Annotated in this window: 13 protein-coding genes; 8 read left to right on the plus strand and 5 right to left on the minus strand. The window is 70.3% G+C overall.

Annotated elements, in window-relative coordinates:
- Window positions 1–23 precede the first annotated feature (23 nt).
- Entirely contained in the window at window positions 24–1,568 is a 1,545-nt protein-coding gene (locus VFW66_01110; protein ID HEX5385278.1) for a DbpA RNA binding domain-containing protein, read from the plus strand.
- Here VFW66_01110 and VFW66_01115 read toward each other — a convergent pair.
- Window positions 1,558–2,052 carry a DUF6036 family nucleotidyltransferase gene (locus VFW66_01115; GenBank protein ID HEX5385279.1) on the minus strand — a complete coding sequence of 165 codons (495 nt, stop codon included), beginning with the start codon at window positions 2,050–2,052 and terminating at the stop codon, window positions 1,558–1,560. The two genes, VFW66_01110 and VFW66_01115, sit on opposite strands and share 11 nt — an antisense overlap.
- Complete coding sequence (locus VFW66_01120; GenBank protein HEX5385280.1) at window positions 2,049–2,387, minus strand: ribbon-helix-helix protein, CopG family; 339 nt, start codon at window positions 2,385–2,387, stop codon at window positions 2,049–2,051. The genes VFW66_01115 and VFW66_01120 overlap by 4 nt, the downstream gene beginning before the upstream one ends.
- A gap of 83 nt (window positions 2,388–2,470) precedes the next feature.
- Between VFW66_01120 and VFW66_01125 the strand changes: the two genes are divergently transcribed.
- From VFW66_01125 to VFW66_01140, 4 genes are read left to right on the plus strand one after another with little or no spacing between them, the layout of a single operon-like run.
- Window positions 2,471–3,952 (plus strand): potassium/proton antiporter, encoded by a 1,482-nt coding sequence (locus VFW66_01125; GenBank protein HEX5385281.1) that lies wholly within the window; start codon window positions 2,471–2,473, stop codon window positions 3,950–3,952.
- Between the two features lie 46 nt (window positions 3,953–3,998).
- Window positions 3,999–4,604 (plus strand): thymidine kinase, encoded by a 606-nt coding sequence (locus VFW66_01130; GenBank protein ID HEX5385282.1) that lies wholly within the window; start codon window positions 3,999–4,001, stop codon window positions 4,602–4,604.
- A complete protein-coding gene (gene coaE / locus VFW66_01135) occupies window positions 4,601–5,209 on the plus strand; it encodes a dephospho-CoA kinase (GenBank protein ID HEX5385283.1) in 609 nt (202 codons plus the stop codon). Before VFW66_01130 ends, coaE begins: the two co-directional genes overlap by 4 nt.
- A 29-nt stretch (window positions 5,210–5,238) precedes the next feature.
- Window positions 5,239–8,286 (plus strand): glycosyl hydrolase, encoded by a 3,048-nt coding sequence (locus VFW66_01140; GenBank protein HEX5385284.1) that lies wholly within the window; start codon window positions 5,239–5,241, stop codon window positions 8,284–8,286.
- Here VFW66_01140 and VFW66_01145 read toward each other — a convergent pair.
- Together VFW66_01145 and VFW66_01150 are read right to left on the minus strand one after the other, a co-directional pair.
- A complete protein-coding gene (locus tag VFW66_01145; GenBank protein ID HEX5385285.1) occupies window positions 8,235–8,579 on the minus strand; it encodes a type II toxin-antitoxin system HicB family antitoxin in 345 nt (114 codons plus the stop codon). The two genes, VFW66_01140 and VFW66_01145, sit on opposite strands and share 52 nt — an antisense overlap.
- Window positions 8,576–8,839: a type II toxin-antitoxin system HicA family toxin gene (locus VFW66_01150; protein HEX5385286.1), complete on the minus strand. Its 264-nt coding sequence runs from the start codon at window positions 8,837–8,839 to the stop codon at window positions 8,576–8,578. Before VFW66_01150 ends, VFW66_01145 begins: the two co-directional genes overlap by 4 nt.
- Window positions 8,840–8,949: 110 nt before the next feature.
- Between VFW66_01150 and gcvH the strand changes: the two genes are divergently transcribed.
- Together gcvH and gcvP are read left to right on the plus strand one after the other, a co-directional pair.
- Window positions 8,950–9,336, plus strand: coding sequence for a glycine cleavage system protein GcvH (gcvH, locus tag VFW66_01155; protein ID HEX5385287.1), 387 nt, complete (start codon window positions 8,950–8,952; stop codon window positions 9,334–9,336).
- 5 nt (window positions 9,337–9,341) lie between these two features.
- Complete coding sequence (gene gcvP / locus VFW66_01160) at window positions 9,342–12,293, plus strand: aminomethyl-transferring glycine dehydrogenase (protein HEX5385288.1); 2,952 nt, start codon at window positions 9,342–9,344, stop codon at window positions 12,291–12,293.
- A gap of 180 nt (window positions 12,294–12,473) precedes the next feature.
- Here the strand turns inward: gcvP and VFW66_01165 are convergent, their stop codons facing one another.
- Window positions 12,474–15,629 (minus strand): BamA/TamA family outer membrane protein, encoded by a 3,156-nt coding sequence (locus VFW66_01165; GenBank protein ID HEX5385289.1) that lies wholly within the window; start codon window positions 15,627–15,629, stop codon window positions 12,474–12,476.
- 170 nt (window positions 15,630–15,799) lie between these two features.
- Between VFW66_01165 and VFW66_01170 the strand changes: the two genes are divergently transcribed.
- A complete protein-coding gene (locus tag VFW66_01170; GenBank protein ID HEX5385290.1) occupies window positions 15,800–16,858 on the plus strand; it encodes a glycosyltransferase family 4 protein in 1,059 nt (352 codons plus the stop codon).
- Window positions 16,859–16,871: the final 13 nt, after the last annotated feature.

The following is a 16,871-nucleotide window of genomic DNA, read 5'->3' on the forward strand; positions in this document are numbered from 1 at the left end:
GTACATGCAACCGAGGACGTCCGTTGACTGATCTTGTCGCGCTTCACCTCACGCCGCCGATTGCGGACGCGCTCGCCCGGCTCGGGTGGAGCGCGGATGATGCCGCCGTGCGCGAGGTGGTGCCCACGGCGGCGCGGGGGCACAACGTCGTGGTCGTGGCGCCGCCGGCGCCCGCGTATGCGGGGCCCGCGCTCGCGGGGGTGCTGAGCCGTTTGGGGGGCGAGTCGCGCAGGCGGGCGCTGGTGCTGGCACCCGAGACGATGCTCGACGAGTGGGGCGTCGTGGCCCACGCGCTCGCGCGCGGCGCGTCGCTCGGCGTGGAGGTGACGCATGGTGCGGCGCGCGCGGCGCGGCGGCTCGCGGGCGAGGCGCTCGACCTTCTCGTTGCCTCGCCCGATACGGCGCTCGCGCTGCTGCATCGGAGCGCGCTCGGGGCCGAGTCGATCGCGGCGCTCGTGCTCGGGTGGCCCGAGCAGTGGCCCGACGCGGACGCGCTCACCGCAGTCATGGCCGAGCTGCCGCGGGACGCGCAGCGGGTCATCCTCACGAGTGAGCCGGCGCGCGCGGCCGACCTGTCGGAGCGGTATGCCCGCCGAGCGCTCACGGTAGGCGGGGCGGCGGAGCATGCGGCGCCCGGCGCGGCGGCGAGGAGCGAGCGCGCCGGGCCGGTTCGTACGGCGTCGGTGGCGTGGGCGCGGCGTGCGGCAGCAGTGGGCGAATTGCTCGAGCTGCTCGACCCGGCCTCGCTCACCGTGTGGACCGCGGACCGGAGCCGGCATGCGGCGCTGGCCGAGGCGCTCCCCGTCGGGGACTCGGGCGTGCACGTCGTAAGCGGCGACTCGCCGGAGGGCGACGCACCCGCATCGGAAATCGTCGTCGCCTTCGACCCGCCGACGCCCGACCGCCTGCGCCAGCTCATCTCGGCCGGCACCGTCGTGCTGCTCGTGCCGCCGGGCGCTGAAGCGTACGTCGAGCGGATCGCCGAGCCGCGCCGGCCGATTCGCCTGCCGAGCGTCGCGGAGCGCACGGCAAGCGCGGCCGCGGCGCGGCGCGCGGCGGTGGCGAAGGCCGTCGAGAGCGGTCGGCCGGAGCGCGCGCTTTACGTGCTGGGTCCGCTGCTCGAGCGATACGATCCGGTCGCGGTGGCGGCGGCGCTGTACGAGTTGTGGGAGGGCGCCGCTGCATCGGGCGCTGCCGCCGTCGAAACGCCCGCGGGCGCGGTGGCAGCGCAGGCGCCGGCGGCGACCCCAGCGACGGCGCGCGTCTGGGTCGGCGTCGGCAAGAACGAAGGCGCGACGGCCAACGATCTCGTCGCCGTGCTCACGAAGGAGCTGCGCGTGCCGCGCGAGCAGATCGGGCGGATCGAGCTACGCGACGGCTACTCGCTGGTGCAGTTGCCCGCCGCGGACGCCGAGCGGATCGCGGCGGCGCTCACCGGGTCAACCATCCGGCGGAAGCGCGTGGTGGCGCGGCTCGACCGCGGCCCGGCGCGGGAGGGCGCGCGCCCGGCGGGGCGCGGCGGCCCGAGGCCGCCCAGACCGCCGGGCCGGCCGAAGCTCAGGAGCTGAGGTCGGGCTCGCCGCGCAACTGCTTCAGCCGCTCGAGCTCCTCCGCGTCAGCCTGGTCCCGCAGTCGATTTGTCCGCTTGCTGCGAATGAGCGTGTCGAGATCAGCGAATGGAATGTCGACGCCGCCGATGGTGACCCGCTGCATCCGGGGCGCGGCATCCGCATAGCGGACGCTCCAGGCCAGCGTCAGCAGGTCTACGCGGGGGTCGTCGCCGACGATCGTGACCGGCCGGGCAACGACACGGGCCGGGTCGAGCTCGGCGGCCGCGCCGAGGGGCAGCGCGCTCAGCGCATCCAGCGCGCGGCGCGCGTTCCTGAGGGTGGGCTCGAGGAGCACGTCCACATCCTTGGTGGCGCGCACGAGCCCGTGGAGTGCAAGCGCAAAGCTGCCGATGACGACGTACCGGACCCGCGCCTCGTTGAGCAGGCGGCAGACGGCGACAAGGCGCCCCTCAGAGTCAGCGGGCCCGGACCCGGGCTTCACCGCTGATCCTCCCCGCCCCGGCGCCGCCACTGCTCGTAGTCCTCGAACGTCTCGAATGACGCGGTCCACGCCTTGCCCGGCTTGCGCCCGCGCGTCAACTCCCGCCACAGGTCTTCCGCCAACCGCACGCGCTCGGCCGGGGTGAGGGCGAGCCCCTCGCGCAGCGTGCGGTCTCGCGCCGCGCCGAACTCCTCCTCCTGCCGCCGCGTGGTATACTCTCGGATGGCCTCGCTCACGATGTAACTGCGCGAGCGCTGCTGGCGCTCCGCCTCCGCGTCGAGCAGCGCGCGCACCGGCGGCGGCAGCGAGACGGAAAAGATGTTGGGCTTGGGCATGGGTCCGCTCCTCGTACCCTGAGTTATTAACTGCTATTAATTTAGCGCTGCTGCATCCGGCGCGACAAGCCATATTGGCCACGATGCTCACCCCCGAACCCGCCGCCACCGCCGTCCTCCTCGCCACCTTCGGCGCGCTGCTCGCGCTCAGCGTCGTGGCGAGCCGCGCCATCGAGCACTTCAGCGTGCCGCTCGCGCTGCTCTTCCTCTGCATCGGCATGCTCGCGGGCTCGGAGGGCGTGGGCGGCCTCGCGTTCGACGATTACCACTTTGCCTACCGCGCCGGCACCGTGGCGCTCGCGCTCATCCTCTTCGACGGCGGCCTCAACACGCCGATCAAGGCGCTGCGCGACGCGGCGGCCCCCGCGGCGATCCTCGCCACGGTCGGGGTCGCGGGCATCGCGGTCGTGGTGGGCTTTGCCGCGCACGTGCTCGGCGCGCCGTGGCCCAGCGGCCTGCTGCTCGGCGCGCTCGTCTCCTCGACCGACGCGGCCGCCGTCTTCTCCACCCTCCGCGCGAGCGGCATCCAGCTCAAGCGCCGGGTGGGCGCCACGCTGGAGCTCGAGTCCGGCGTCAACGACCCGATGGCGGTGATCCTCACGACCGAGCTCACCCGCAACATGCTCGAGCCCGGCCCGCTCGTGCTCTGGCGGGTGCCGCTCGACGCCGCCGTCCAGCTCGCCGTGGGCCTCCTGGCCGGCTGGCTCCTCGGCGCTGCGGGGCGGGCGCTCATGGGCCGGCTCCGGCTCCCCTCGAGCGGGCTCTACACCGCGTTCACCGTGGCGATCGCCTGTCTCGCGTTCGGCGTGCCGACGCTGCTCTACGGCAGCGGATTCCTCGCCGTGTACGTGGCCGGCGTGATGCTGGGCAAGGGCCCGCTGCCGTTCCAGTCGGGCGTGCTCCGGGTGCACGACGCGCTCGCGTGGCTGAGCCAGATCGCGATGTTCCTGCTGCTCGGCCTGCTGGTGTTTCCATCGGATCTCCCGGGGGTGGTGTGGATCGGCCTCGCGCTCACCGCCGTGCTCGCGTTCGTCGCGCGGCCGCTCGTGGTGACGCTCTGCCTGCTGCCGTTCCGCTTCACCGGCGCCGAGGTGGGCTACATGGGGTGGGTGGGGCTCCGGGGTGCCGTGCCGATCATCCTCGCCACCTATCCGGTGCTCGCCGGCGTGCCCGGCGCGGACCGGCTCTTCGACATCGTGTTCATCATCGTGGTGCTGAGCGCGCTGGTGCCCGGCAGCACGGTCGCTTTTGCCACGCGGCGCCTGGGTCTCGAGCGCAAGGAGCCGCCGAGCCCGCCGGCGGTGCTGGCCATCGAGTCGCGCCAGCCGCTCACCGGCGAGCTGCTGAGCTTCTACATCGACGAGCGGCTGGCCGTGAGCGGCGCCAGCCTCGACGAGCTGGCGCTGCCCGACGGCGCCGCCGTCACGCTCGTGATCCGCGGCAACGAGATGATCCCGCCCCGCGGCTCGACGGTGCTCACGCCGGGCGACCACGTGTACGTCGTGAGTCGTCCGGAAGACCGCGCCTGGGTGCAGCTCCTCCTCGGCCGCCCCGAGGAGCCTTAAGCGCGTTAGATTAGCGGCTCCATCCGCGCCCTTCCGGAGATTCGCGATGTATCAGGGAGCCCGCACCGGCTGGATCGAGGTGATCGCCGGCGTCATGTTCGCGGGCAAGAGCGAGGAGCTGATCCGCCGGGTGCGGCGCGCCGTGATCGCGCGGCGCCGGGTGCAGGTATTCAAGTCGCACGTCGACAGCCGGTACGCCGGCCTCTACAGCGTCTCCAGCCACGACGGCAAGGAGCTGGACGCGACCCCGGTGGACTCGGCGGCAGAGATCTACCGGCTCGCCCGCGCGGACACGGCGCTCATCGCGATCGACGAGGCGCAGTTTCTCGACCGCGGCATCGTGGGCGTGGCCACCGCGCTCGCGGGCCGCGGCACGCGGGTGCTGCTCGCCGGCACCGACACCGACTTCCGCGGCGAGCCGTTCGGGCCGATGGGTGACTTGATGGCCGTGGCGGAGACGGTGGACAAGCTGCAGGCGATCTGCGTCGTGTGCGGCGATCTCGCGTGCCGCAACCAGCGGCTGGTGGACGGCCGCCCCGCGCGGTGGGACGCGCCGACGATCATGGTGGGCGGGCACGAGAGCTACGAGGCGCGCTGCCGCCGCTGCCACGAGGTGCCGCGGGTGGATGAAGACCAGGTGAAGCTGCTGTGACGTTGAACGTGGCGCTCACGGGCAACATCGCCGCCGGCAAGTCGGCGGTATCCCAACTGTTCCGGAGCTGGGGCGCTACGATCATCGACACCGATCGGCTGGCGCGTGAGGCGCAGCGGCCCGGTGGCCCCGTGCTCGCGGCGATCGCGGCGCGGTTCGGCGCGGACGTGGTGGCCACCGGTGGCACGCTCGACCGCGCGCTGCTCCGGCGCCGGGTGATGGGCGACCCGGTCGAGCTAGCGGCGCTCAACGCGATCGTCCATCCCGAGGTCCGCCGCCGGCTCGACGAGCTCTTCCGCGAGGCGGTGGCCCGCGGCGACGCGATCGTCGTGACCGACATCCCGCTCCTCTTCGAGGCGGCCGATCCCGCCGCGTACGACGTCGTCGTGCTGGTGGACGCGCCCGAGTCGGTGCGGCGGGCGCGGCTCATCGGCGAGCGGTCGCTCAGCGCGGCGGAGGCGGACGCGATGATCGCGTCGCAGATGCCGTCCGAGCAGAAGCGCGCGCGGAGCGACTACGTGATCGACAATGCGGGCAGCCGCGCCGCGCTGGAGCAGGCGGCGCGCGACGTGTGGAGCGCTTTGCAGACGGACCGGTCGCAGTGACCTCAATTCAATTGCCGATCCAATTGCCGATGAACCCTCCGACGTTCGACCGTCCCGCGCGCATGCCGATGGCACGCGCGCTCGTCGCATTCGGGCTCGTGCTCCTCCTGGCGGCGCCGCCCGCGCCGGCGCAGGGCGTTTCGCAGCGCGTCGCGAAGGGATTCGCCCAGGGCTTCGACCCGGCGCTCTTCCGCGAGCTCACGTGGCGCCCCATCGGCCCCTACCGCGGCGGCCGCACCAAGGCGGCGGTGGGCGTGCCTGGCCATCCGGGCCTCTTCTACATCGGCGCCGTCAACGGCGGTGTCTTCAAGACCACCGATTTCGGCCGCACCTGGACCCCCATCTTCGACGACGAACCCACCGGCTCGATCGGCGCCATCGCGGTGGCGCCCTCGAATCCCGACGTGATCTACGTCGGCTCGGGCGAGGGCTTGCAGCGCCCCGACCTCTCGACCGGCGACGGCATCTACAAGTCCACCGACGCCGGCCGCACCTGGACCCACCTCGGCCTCCGCGACGGCCAGCAGATTCCGCAGATCGCCGTCGATCCGCACAATCCCGACCGGCTCTTCGTCGCCGTCCTCGGTCATCCGTATGGGCCCAACGCGGAGCGCGGCATTTTCCGCTCGACTGACGGGGGCAAGACCTTCGAGAAGGTGCTCTACAAGGACGAGAACACCGGCGGCATCGACATCGTGATGGCGCCCGACGACCCGAACACGCTCTACGCCGCGCTCTGGGAATCGCGCCAGGCGCCGTGGGAGAACGGCCAGTGGCAGGGCCCGGGCACCGGCCTCTACAAGACCACCGACGGCGGCGACCACTGGACGCCGATCATGCGCGGCCTCCCCACGTTCAAGCAGGGACTGGGCCGTATCGGGATCGGTATCGCGCCGAGCCTGCCTGGCCGGCTTTTTCTCTCGGTGGACGAGATCCACGGCAATGCCGTGTTCCGGAGCGACGACGCCGGCGCGAGCTGGCGCCGGATGACCACCGATCAGCGGATCAACCAGCGCGCCTCGGACTTTGCCGAAGTGAAGGTGGACCCGACCAATCCCGACATCGTCTACACCACGACGATCGTCGTCTGGCGCTCGACCGACGGCGGCACGACGTGGCACATGCTGCGCGGCGCGCCCGGCGGCGACGACTACCACCGCATCTGGATCGACCCCAGGGATCCGCGCACCATCCTCATCGCCTCCGACCAGGGCGCCATCATCACGGTGAACGGCGGCGAGAGCTGGAGCTCGTGGTACAACCAGCCCACCGCCCAGTTCTATCACGTGAGCACCGACAATGCCTGGCCGTATCGCGTCTGCGGCGGGCAGCAGGAGTCGGGCTCGGCGTGCGTCGCGAGCCGCGGCGACGACGGCGAGATCACCTTCCGCGACTGGCACCCGGTAGGCGCCGAGGAGTACGGCTACGTGGCGGCCGATCCGCTCGACCCCGATCTCGTGTTCGGCGGCCGGCTCACCGTGTACGACCGGCGCACCGGCCAGACCCGCGACGTGGCGCCCAAGCCGTTCCGCGATTCCACCTATCGCGAGCTGCGCACCGCGCCGGCGCTCTTCTCGCCGGTGAACCCGCGCAAGCTCTACTTCGCCTCGAACACGGTCTGGGAAACGACGGACGGCGGCACGCACTGGCGCGAGATCTCGCCCGACCTCACCCGCCGCGATTCGACCGTGCCGCCGAGCGTCGGCACTTACGCGCACGACTCGGACGCCGTCGCCCGTCACCCCGGCGTGGTGTACACGCTGGCGCCGTCGTATCTCCGGGAGAACATCCTCTGGGCCGGCTCTGACGACGGGCTCATCCACGTCACCTTCGACGGCGGGCGGCACTGGAAGAATGTGACGCCGCGCCAGGTCCGCCCGTGGGCCAAGATCTCGCTCATGGACGCCTCGCACTTCGACACGCTCACCGCGTACGCGGCGGTGAATACGTTCCGGCTCGATGACCTGCGCCCGCACATCTATCGCACGCGCGACGGCGGCGGGAGCTGGATCGAGATCACGGCGGGCATCGACTCGGGTGCGGCGGTGAACGTGGTGCGCGAAGACCCAGTGCGGCGTGGGCTGCTCTTTGCGGGAAGCGAGACGCAGGTGTGGGTGTCGTTCGACGACGGCGACCACTGGCAGTCGCTCCGCGGCAACATGCCGGCGACGTCGATCCGCGACCTCGTGGTGAAGGGCGCCGATCTCGTCGCCGGCACCCATGGGCGCGGGTTCTGGATCCTCGACGACATCTCGCCGCTCCGCCAGCTCGGCGCCGCGGCGCTCGCCGATCCGGCGCATCTCTTCAGGCCCGCGCTCGCGACGCGCGTGAGACTTTCGACCTACACCGACACGCCGCTTCCGCCCGACGAGCCGACCGCGCCGAACCCGCCGGCGGGCGCGATCATCGACTATCACCTGAGCGGTAGCGCGTCGGATATGTCGCTTGAGATCGTGGACGCAAGCGGCAAGCCGGTAAGGCGTTACGAGCGCGGCCTCAACCCCGATCCCAACCCGCGCAACCTGGTCAACGTGCCCGACTATTGGGTCGCGCCGTCGCCCTTTCTCTCGGCCGAGCCGGGCCTGCACCGCTTCGTGTGGGACCTGCGCTATCCGTGGCCCAGGGCCGATCTCGAGGACTTCACCTATCCGATCAGCGCAGTGCCGGGCCGCACTCGGCCGCAACCGCGCGGCCCGTTCGTGCTGCCGGGCAGGTACACCGTGCGGCTCACGGTCGACGGACGCACGTACACACAGCCGCTCGTAGTGCGGATGGACCCGCGGGTGAAGACACCGATGGACGGTTTGCGCCGCCAACTCGCGCTTTCACAACGGCTCGTGGCCGGCATCGAGCGCGCCGCGGCGCTGAGCCCCGATTCGGCCGCGGGCACGGCGCCGAGCGCGACGGTCGACACCGCCCGGGTGAACAAGGTCCGCGGCGAGCTGGTCGAGCTATTGGAATCGATGCAGGGCGCCGACGTCGCACCGACGCTCCAGCAGGAGCGCGCGGCGCGCGAGCGGCTGGATTATCTGGATTGCGTTGCGGCGTCGCGCTCCAGCTGCTCGGCCACCCACTGATTGAGGCTCTTGCCCTCGCGGGCTGCCGCGACCGCGATGGCCTGGTGGGTTTCGGCGGACACGCGCACGAGGAACTTCCCCGAAAACGGCTTGTCAGGCGGCTCGCCACGCGATTCGCAGAATTCCAGGTAGTCATCGACGGAACCGTGAAAGGCACGCTCGGCCTCCGCGACGCTTCGACCCTCGAACGTGATCATGTCGCGGGTGTTGATGACCCGACCGTGGAGAATGCCGGCGTCGGCATCGACGTCGACCCGTCCGATGTATCCCTTGTAGCGCAGAACGTCGGTCACGGTGTTATCCCCGTACGTTTCAGATAGTCTCGCAGATCCTCGACCGCGTACTTCCGCAACTCCTTGCCCGGATGCGGCCGGTGGAAAACGGCGCGCACGCCTCCCAAATGCACGCGCAACCGCGATCCCCTGCCTTCGCTCAACTCGGCACCGAGCGCCCGCAAGAGCGCCGTGGCCTCCTCCCGCTCGAGGTCGGCCCTGGTCGGGTGTTCGAACACCTGCTCCAGGATGCACAGATGGCGCCGACTCAACGCGGCCATTCGACAAGATACCAGATTATAGTATCACCGGCAAGCCACGCCCACGGAACGCGCTCAGCATTGGCTTATCGCCGCTCGCTATTAGCTTCCGGTCCGGAGCAACCCACACCATGGCCAACATCCCCGACGACCTCCGCTACACCAGCGAACACGAATACGTCCGCGCCGGCAAGGACGGCGTCGTCACCGTCGGCATCACCGACTACGCGCAGGGCGAGCTGGGCGACGTGGTGTTTCTCGAGCTGCCCAAGGTCGGCGCCCGCGTGAACGCGCACGAGCCGTTCGGCACCATCGAGGCGGTGAAGGCCGTCTCCGAGCTGTTCAGCCCGCTCGCGGGCGAAGTGGTCGAGGTGAACGGCGCGCTCGACAAGGACCCGGCCGCCGTGAACCGCGATCCCTACGGCGAGGGCTGGATGGTGAAGCTCCGCCCCGATGACGCCAAGGCGATGGACACGCTGCTCACCCCTGCCGCGTACAAGACCCACATCGGCGAGTAACCACCGTGACGGCATCACTGCCGCGTTCTGAACCGCAGCGCTCCGACGCGCCGCGCCCCGACGGCCGCCCGGATGGCCATCCCGAGCGCCGCTTCCTTCCCCGCCCCGAGCGTTTCACCTACCGCCACATCGGCCCCCGTCCCGAAGACCTGCACGAAATGCTCGAGACGGTGGGCTACGCATCGATGGACGACTTCATCGACGCCGTGGTGCCCGAGGAGATCCGTCTCCGCCGCCCGCTGGCGCTCCCCAAAGGCCGCGCCGAGCGCGAGGTGCTGCGCGCCCTTCGCGCGCTCGCCGCGCAGAACCAGGTGTTCCGCTCCTACCTCGGCATGGGCTACTACGGCACCTTCACGCCCCAGGTGATCCAGCGAAACATCTTCGAGAACCCCGGCTGGTACACCGCGTACACGCCGTATCAGGCGGAGATCAGCCAGGGCCGGCTCGAGGCGCTGCTCAACTTCCAGACCGTCGTCTCCGACCTCACGGGTCTCGAGATCGCCAACGCATCGCTGCTCGACGAGGCCACCGCCGCGGCCGAGGCGATGACGATGACGGAGGCGGTGGTGAACCGGAAGGACGCACGGGTCTATCTGGTGGACGAGGGCTGCCACCCGCAGACGCTCGCGGTGATGCGCACCCGTGCGCGCGCCCGCGGGCTCACCGTGCGCGAGGGCCGGGCGGAAGAGTTCCACTTCGGCCCCGACGTGATCGGCGCGCTGGTGCAGTATCCCGCCACCGACGGCCGCATCGCCGACTTCAGCGACGTCTGCCGCTGTGCGCACGAGGCGGGCGCGCTCGTCACCGTCGCCACCGATCTGCTCGCCCTCACGCTGCTCACGCCGCCCGGCGAGTGGGGCGCCGACATCGCCGTCGGCAGCTCGCAGCGCTTTGGCGTGCCGATGGGGTACGGCGGCCCGCACGCCGCGTTCTTCGCCACGCGCGACAGGTACAAGCGACACATGCCGGGCCGCATCATCGGCGTGTCGCAGGACGTCTCCGGCCGGCCCGCGCTTCGCATGGCGCTCCAGACGCGCGAGCAGCATATCCGGCGCGACAAGGCGACCAGCAACATCTGCACGGCGCAGGTGCTGCTCGCGGTGATGGCAAGCATGTACGCCGTCTACCACGGGCCCGACGGCCTCCGGCGCATTGCCGCGCGGGTACACGGGCACGCGGTGCTGCTCGCGACGGCGCTCCGCCGCCTGGGCTACGTGCTGGTGCACGATGCCTTCTTCGACACCCTCGCCATCGAGGTCGAGCGCTGGGCCCAGCCCGGCATCCTCGACAACGCGCGCGCCAAGCGGATCAACGTCCGGGTGCTCTCGCCCACGCGCGTGGGTGTGGCGGTCGACGAGACCGTCACCCTCGGCGACGTGGCCGATCTCATCTCGATCTTCGCGCTCGACGAGACGCTCCCCTTCATGCTGGACCAGGTGGCGGTGCACGCGCAGTCGGCCATTCCCGATTCGGTCCGCCGCACCAGCGCGTTTCTCACCCATCCCGTCTTCCACCTGCACCGCTCGGAGACGGAGATGCTGCGCTATATCAAGCGGCTCGAGGCGCGCGACCTGTCGCTCGCCGACGCGATGATTCCGCTCGGCTCGTGCACCATGAAGCTCAACGCCACGACCGAGATGATGCCGCTCACGTGGCGCGAGTTCAACCGGCTGCATCCCTTCGCCCCGCGCGACCAGAGCGGCGGATACCTCCGGCTCTTCCAGCAGCTTCGCTACCAGTTGGCCGAGATCACCGGGTTCGCGGCGGTGTCGCTGCAGCCGAACGCGGGGTCGCAGGGCGAGCTGACCGGGTTGCTCGTGATCCGCGCCTGGCACGAGTCGCGCGGCGATCACGGGCGCAAGGTCTGCCTCATCCCCACCTCGGCGCACGGCACCAACCCGGCGAGCGCGGTGATGGCGGGCTTTCAGGTGGTGCCGGTCAAGTCGGACGCGCGCGGCAACATCGATCTCGCCGACCTCCGCGCCAAGGCAAGGAAGCACTCGGCCGAGCTGGCGGCGCTCATGGTGACGTATCCCTCGACCCACGGCGTGTTCGAGCCGTCGATCCGGGAGATCTGCCGCACGGTGCACGAGGCCGGCGGCCAGGTGTATCTCGACGGCGCCAATCTCAATGCGCAGGTGGGTCTCTGCCGTCCGGGCGACTACGGCGCGGACGTATGTCACCTCAACCTGCACAAGACGTTCGCCATTCCACACGGCGGCGGCGGGCCCGGCATGGGGCCGATTGCCGTGGCGGAGCACCTCGCGCCGTTCCTGCCGACGCATCCGCTGGTGCGGGTGGGCGGGCCGGAGTCGTTCGGCACCGTTGCGGCGGCGCCGTGGGGGAGTGCGGCGATTCTCCCCATCTCGTGGGCCTACATCGCGCTGCTCGGCTGGGACGGGCTGGCCGAAGCGAGCAAGGTGGCGATCCTCAACGCGAACTACATCGCGAAGCGGCTCGAGGGGCACTATCCGTTGCTCTATGCGGGCGCCAACGGGCTGGTGGCGCACGAGTGCATCATCGACACCCGGCCGTTCAAGGCGAGCGCGGACGTGGACGTGGAGGACATCGCGAAGCGGATCATCGACTACGGGTTCCATCCGCCGACGGTGTCGTTTCCGGTGCCGGGGACGCTCATGATCGAGCCCACCGAGAGCGAATCCAAGGAGGAGCTGGACCGGTTCTGCGACGCGCTGATCGGGATTCGGGAGGAGATCCGCGAAATCGAACAAGGGCGCGCGCCGCGGGGCAACAACTTGCTCACCAACGCGCCGCATACGCTGGAGCAGGTGATCGCCGATGTGTGGGAGCGGCCGTATCCGCGCGAGCGCGCTGCGTTTCCTAGCGCCGCGACTCGGCAGCACAAGATCTGGCCCACGGTGGGGCGGATCGACAGTGCGTATGGGGATCGGAATCTCGTCTGCACCTGCCCGCCCATGGAGGCGTACGCGTCGTAGCAGGTGATGGCCGGCATCGCGTGGGGGGCGCAGCAAAAGGGGTACGGGGGCTCCGCCGACAAGCACACAGTCGGCTCCGCCCACCGCTCCCCCTTTCCGCCTCGCCCCCACGCGGGCCTCGGCTGGTCGCCGTCCGCCCGACCCCCTGACCGCCCGTCCGCCTGACCGCCTGTCCGCCCCCTAAAACGCCGGCAGCAGGCTGAACTCCCATACGAAGTTCTTCCCCGGACGGTCGAACGGATGCACGAGGTCGACCTGAGCAACCAGATACCCGAAGATATTCGCCCTCAGAGCTGCCCCCGTGCTGAACACCGGCTTCCGCGTGCCGCCGGTGATCGTGGGGGACTCGCTGCCCGTCCAGGCCACGCCGCCGTCGCCGAAGAACGCGAACTCGAGCGGGAAGCCCCCGTAGTAGCTCGAGCTGAAGATGCCGAGCAATGGGAAGCGGAGCTCGAGGTTGGCGACCGCGATCCGGCTTCCGACCAGCCGGTCGAACACCGGGCAAGCGTTCGGATCGGCGGCCGTGGGCTGGCACTCGCTCGCGTTAAAGGAGCCGAGCGTGTAGCCGCGCACCAGGCCCTCGTAGCCCAGGAACAGTGGAGTGAGCCGCGGGTCGTCGCCGTCGCTGCCGTAGCGGCCGTAGTGCAGCAGCCGCGCCGCGATCGTGAGCTTGGTGACCGGCTGCACGTACTTGCGGTAGTCGGCGAGCACGTTGAACAGCGTGAGCGAGCCGATCTCGGGGTCCACCTCCAGCCGGTAGCGCTGCCCCAGGATCGGGCCCACCGCGCCGAAGATGCTGTTGTCGTACACCAGAGCCGCGCTCGCCGTGCCCAGATTCAGCGCGTTGGGGTGCGGCAGATCCTGTTTGTCGTCGATCACCTGCTCGCCCGTGATGAACGAAAAGCCCTGGGTCCTGAGCTCGCTGGTGAAGCGGATGTTGCTGTAGCCTACGCCGAACTCGACGCGCTGCTGCGGGCTGAACGGATACTGGACGATGAAGTTGGCGTCGGTGTTGATCTGGCGGTTGAGCAGCTCCTGCTGCGCGAAGACCGTGTCGCCGTCGATTACCGCCGGGCCCGCGAAGAACGCGCCGGTGCGGAACGGCACCTCCTGCAGCGAGATGCCCCAGTTGAACCGGTGGCTCAGGTTTTGGTAGGCGACGAGCCCGGAAAGATCGTTGATGCTGCCCGAGATCTGCGCGCCGACCACGAGGTTGTGGTTGCCCAGGATGTCGCTGAAGTAGAGCGCGGCGCCGCCGCCAACGAACGTACCGAATGCGTCCGAGCCCACCGCGAGGCTCGGCTGGCCCACGTACTCGAGGCCGAGGCTCGGGTGATACGGATGCACGGCGTAGGAGGTGTCGGGCGGCAGCCCCTCCAGCGGCTGGTGCAGCAGCGTGGCGACGATCTGGCCTTCGCGGTGCTCGGGCGGCAGCAGCGCCGGCCCGCCGACCGGGAGCGGCGCGGCGACGTAGGGCGCCACGAGCGCGCCCGCGGCTTTCGAAGGTTCGCCGTTCTCACGCGCGGCACTGTCCGCCGCCGCGGCGGCCTCGCGCCGCTCCGCGACCGCGATGGGCGCCGGATTGGCCGTGGTGTCGAGCGCAAAGATCGTGAACGCATTGTCGTTGAATCCGCTGTACGCCACCGCCCCACTCCCGGACGCGACCGAGAGCGCCGGGCTCGTCACCGTGATCCCGCTGGCGCCGGTGTACAGGTTGGTGAGCCGGGTGCTCGTGCCCGCGGCCATGTCCAGCCGGTACAGGTTGGCAATGCCGTCGGGGTCGGAGATGTAGTAGAGGCTGCGGCTGTCCGGCGCCCACTGCGGATTGATCTGCTTGGCCCCGTCGTTGGGGCCGATGCGGCGCACCTCGCCCGATGTGGGGTCGATGAGCGCGAGCTGGTAATTGCCGATCGTGAGCGAATCGACGTTGGTCGTGAACCGGTCGGTCACGAACGCGATGCTGCGCCCGTCGGGCGACCACGACGGCATGAGGTCGGCAAAGGCGTCGTGGGTGAGACGGCGCGGCGCCTTGGCGTGGAGCGGATAGACGTAGAGATCGGTGAGCCCGCCCACGACGGCGCTGAAGGCGATCGAGCGGCCGTCGGGCGACCAGGTCGGGTTGTAGATCTCGCCCAGATCGGAGAACTTGATCTCGCGCTCGGTGCGGTCGTGCTCCACGTCGTAAATGCTCAGCAGGGGCTGGCCCGCACTCACCCCGGCAAAGACGAACTTCCGCCCGTCCGGACTCCACGCGCCCGCCGACATGATGAACTGGAGGCTCTGGAAGTGCGGATTCACCGCCGTGCTCGTGACCTTGCGGATGATCTTGCCGGTTGCCGCGTCGGCGAGATAGAGATCGACGGAGAAGAGGCCGCGGTTGGAGAGGAACATGAGCCGCTTGCCGTCGGGGCTGAGCGCGGGCGACACGTTGTACTGGGCCGCCTCGCCCTCGGGCCCCACGATCGCTCGGCCGGTCTGGGCCGGCGCCACCGTGACCCTGAGCAGCGGGTCATACGCCTCGTGGGTGGCCTCGTGCCAGCGGCTTACCAGCGTGTCCGGCTCCATGCCGAGCACCTGGCGGATGGCCACGCCCACGTCGCCGCGGGCGCCGGCCACGCGGAGCAGCGCGGCGACCGTCGTATCGCCCCAGCGGCCGCCCACGTAGGCCAACAGCGCCTGCCCGTAGCGGTAAGGGAAGAAGTTCGGGTCTTCGAGCTGGGCATAATTCGGCATCCGGTGCTGCGCCGCATCGCGCATCCACATCGCGGTGAGCGGATCGACCGGCCCGAGCGAGAAGTACTCGGCCATGCCCTCGATGAACCAGAGCGGCAGGGCGGTGGCGGTCGGGATGCCGCCGGTCGCGCCGGTGGGGCCGGCGCCCGTGATGTCGAACTGGAAGGCGTGGACCAGCTCGTGACCCAGCACGTGATCGAGATCGCGCAGCGGGCCGCCGATGGGCAGGACCACTCGGCGCCGGAGCGGTTCGGTGACACCGCCGGTCCCTTCGCCGATCTCGCCCTGGATGGCGTTGGTCTGCTGGAAGGTGCTCGAGGTGCCGTAGAGGATGACGGGCTGCCGGCCGCGGAGCTTGTGGTCGAAGATGGTCGAGAGCCGGTCGTACCAGCGTTCGGCGTCGCGGGCGGCAATGGCCGCCGCGTCGCGCTCGCGCTCATAGAAATAGATGTCGAAGTGGGGGGTCCGGAGAACCTTGAAGTCGAGGCTCTCGTACTGGACTTTGTTGCGGCCGAAGTACTGCGCGGAGGCCGTGCCCGGAAGTGTGGCCACGAGGGCAAGGGCGAGCAGGAGACGGACGGCCGGGGCCTGCCTGGTCGGCACGCGCCTGGGCGGCGCGCGTACGCCGCGACAATTTGTCCTCATGATCTATTAGTGGTCGTCACTGGTCCGTGTGCTGTGATGCGGCCCACATCTCACGCCCGGTCCGCCGAGTATTCATCTCGAAAATACCCCCCGGCGAAACCTGGAGGCCCCCTGCGATGCGAATCGCGATGATTTCAACGCCGTTCGTGGCGGTACCGCCGCGCGACTACGGCGGTACCGAGCTCGTCATCCACGAGCTGGTGGAGGGACTCGTGGCTGCCGGCCACGACGTCACGCTCTTTGCCACCGGCGACTCCCTGACGTCGGCCGAGCTGCGCGCCTTCTACCCCGAGGCGAAGTGGCCGCCCGAGCCGTTCATCGACCTCAACCATATCTCCTGGGCGATGCACCAGGCGGCGGCGGAGCCGTTCGACGTGGTGCACGTGCATGCCGCTTGCGCGCTGGCGATCGCACGAATGACGCCGGACCTGCCGGTCGTCTACACACTGCACCACGCGCGCGACCCCCGGCTCTCGGCGTTTTACGAACATTTTCCGGAAGTCCAGTTCGTCGCGATCTCGGCCGACCAGCGCCGGCGCGCGCCCGAGATCGCGCACTGCCGGGTGATCCACCACGGTCTCGACGGCTCGCGCTACGGCGCCACCGATCGGCCGGACGACTACGTCTGCTTCGTCGGGCGCTTCGCGCGGGAGAAAGGCCTGCACAACGCCATCGATGCCGCCGCGGCGGCCGGCGTGCCGATCCGCGTGGCGGGGAGCGTACACCCGCCGGACCGCCCCTATGCCGAGTCCTGTCTCACCGAACGACTCGCCGCGCCGGGTGTGACCTTGCTCGGGCCGGTGGGCATGACGGCCAAGACCGGGTTGCTCCGCGAGGCCCGCGCGCTGCTCGCGCCGATCGAATGGGACGAGCCGTTCGGACTCATCATGGTCGAGGCGATGCTCTCCGGGTGCCCGGTCGTCGCGTTCCCCCGTGGGAGCGTGCCCGAGCTGGTCGAGCCCGGCATCACGGGGTTCGTGGTCGACTCGATCGACGCGATGGCCGACGCGATCGCGCCGGGTGGCGCGGTGGACCGCATCGACCGTCTGAGATGCCGGGCGCGCGCGGTGCGTCGCTTCAGCCGCGCGCGACTGGTGGAGGAGTACGAGCGGTGCTACGCCCAGGTCGCGGCGGGGAGCGACCGCACGCCGAACCGTCCGGGCCGGCGCCCGTCGACGGCGGCATGATTGCATGACGCCG

This window comes from Gemmatimonadales bacterium, assembly GCA_036279355.1.
Taxonomy (GTDB): domain Bacteria; phylum Gemmatimonadota; class Gemmatimonadetes; order Gemmatimonadales; family GWC2-71-9; genus DASQPE01.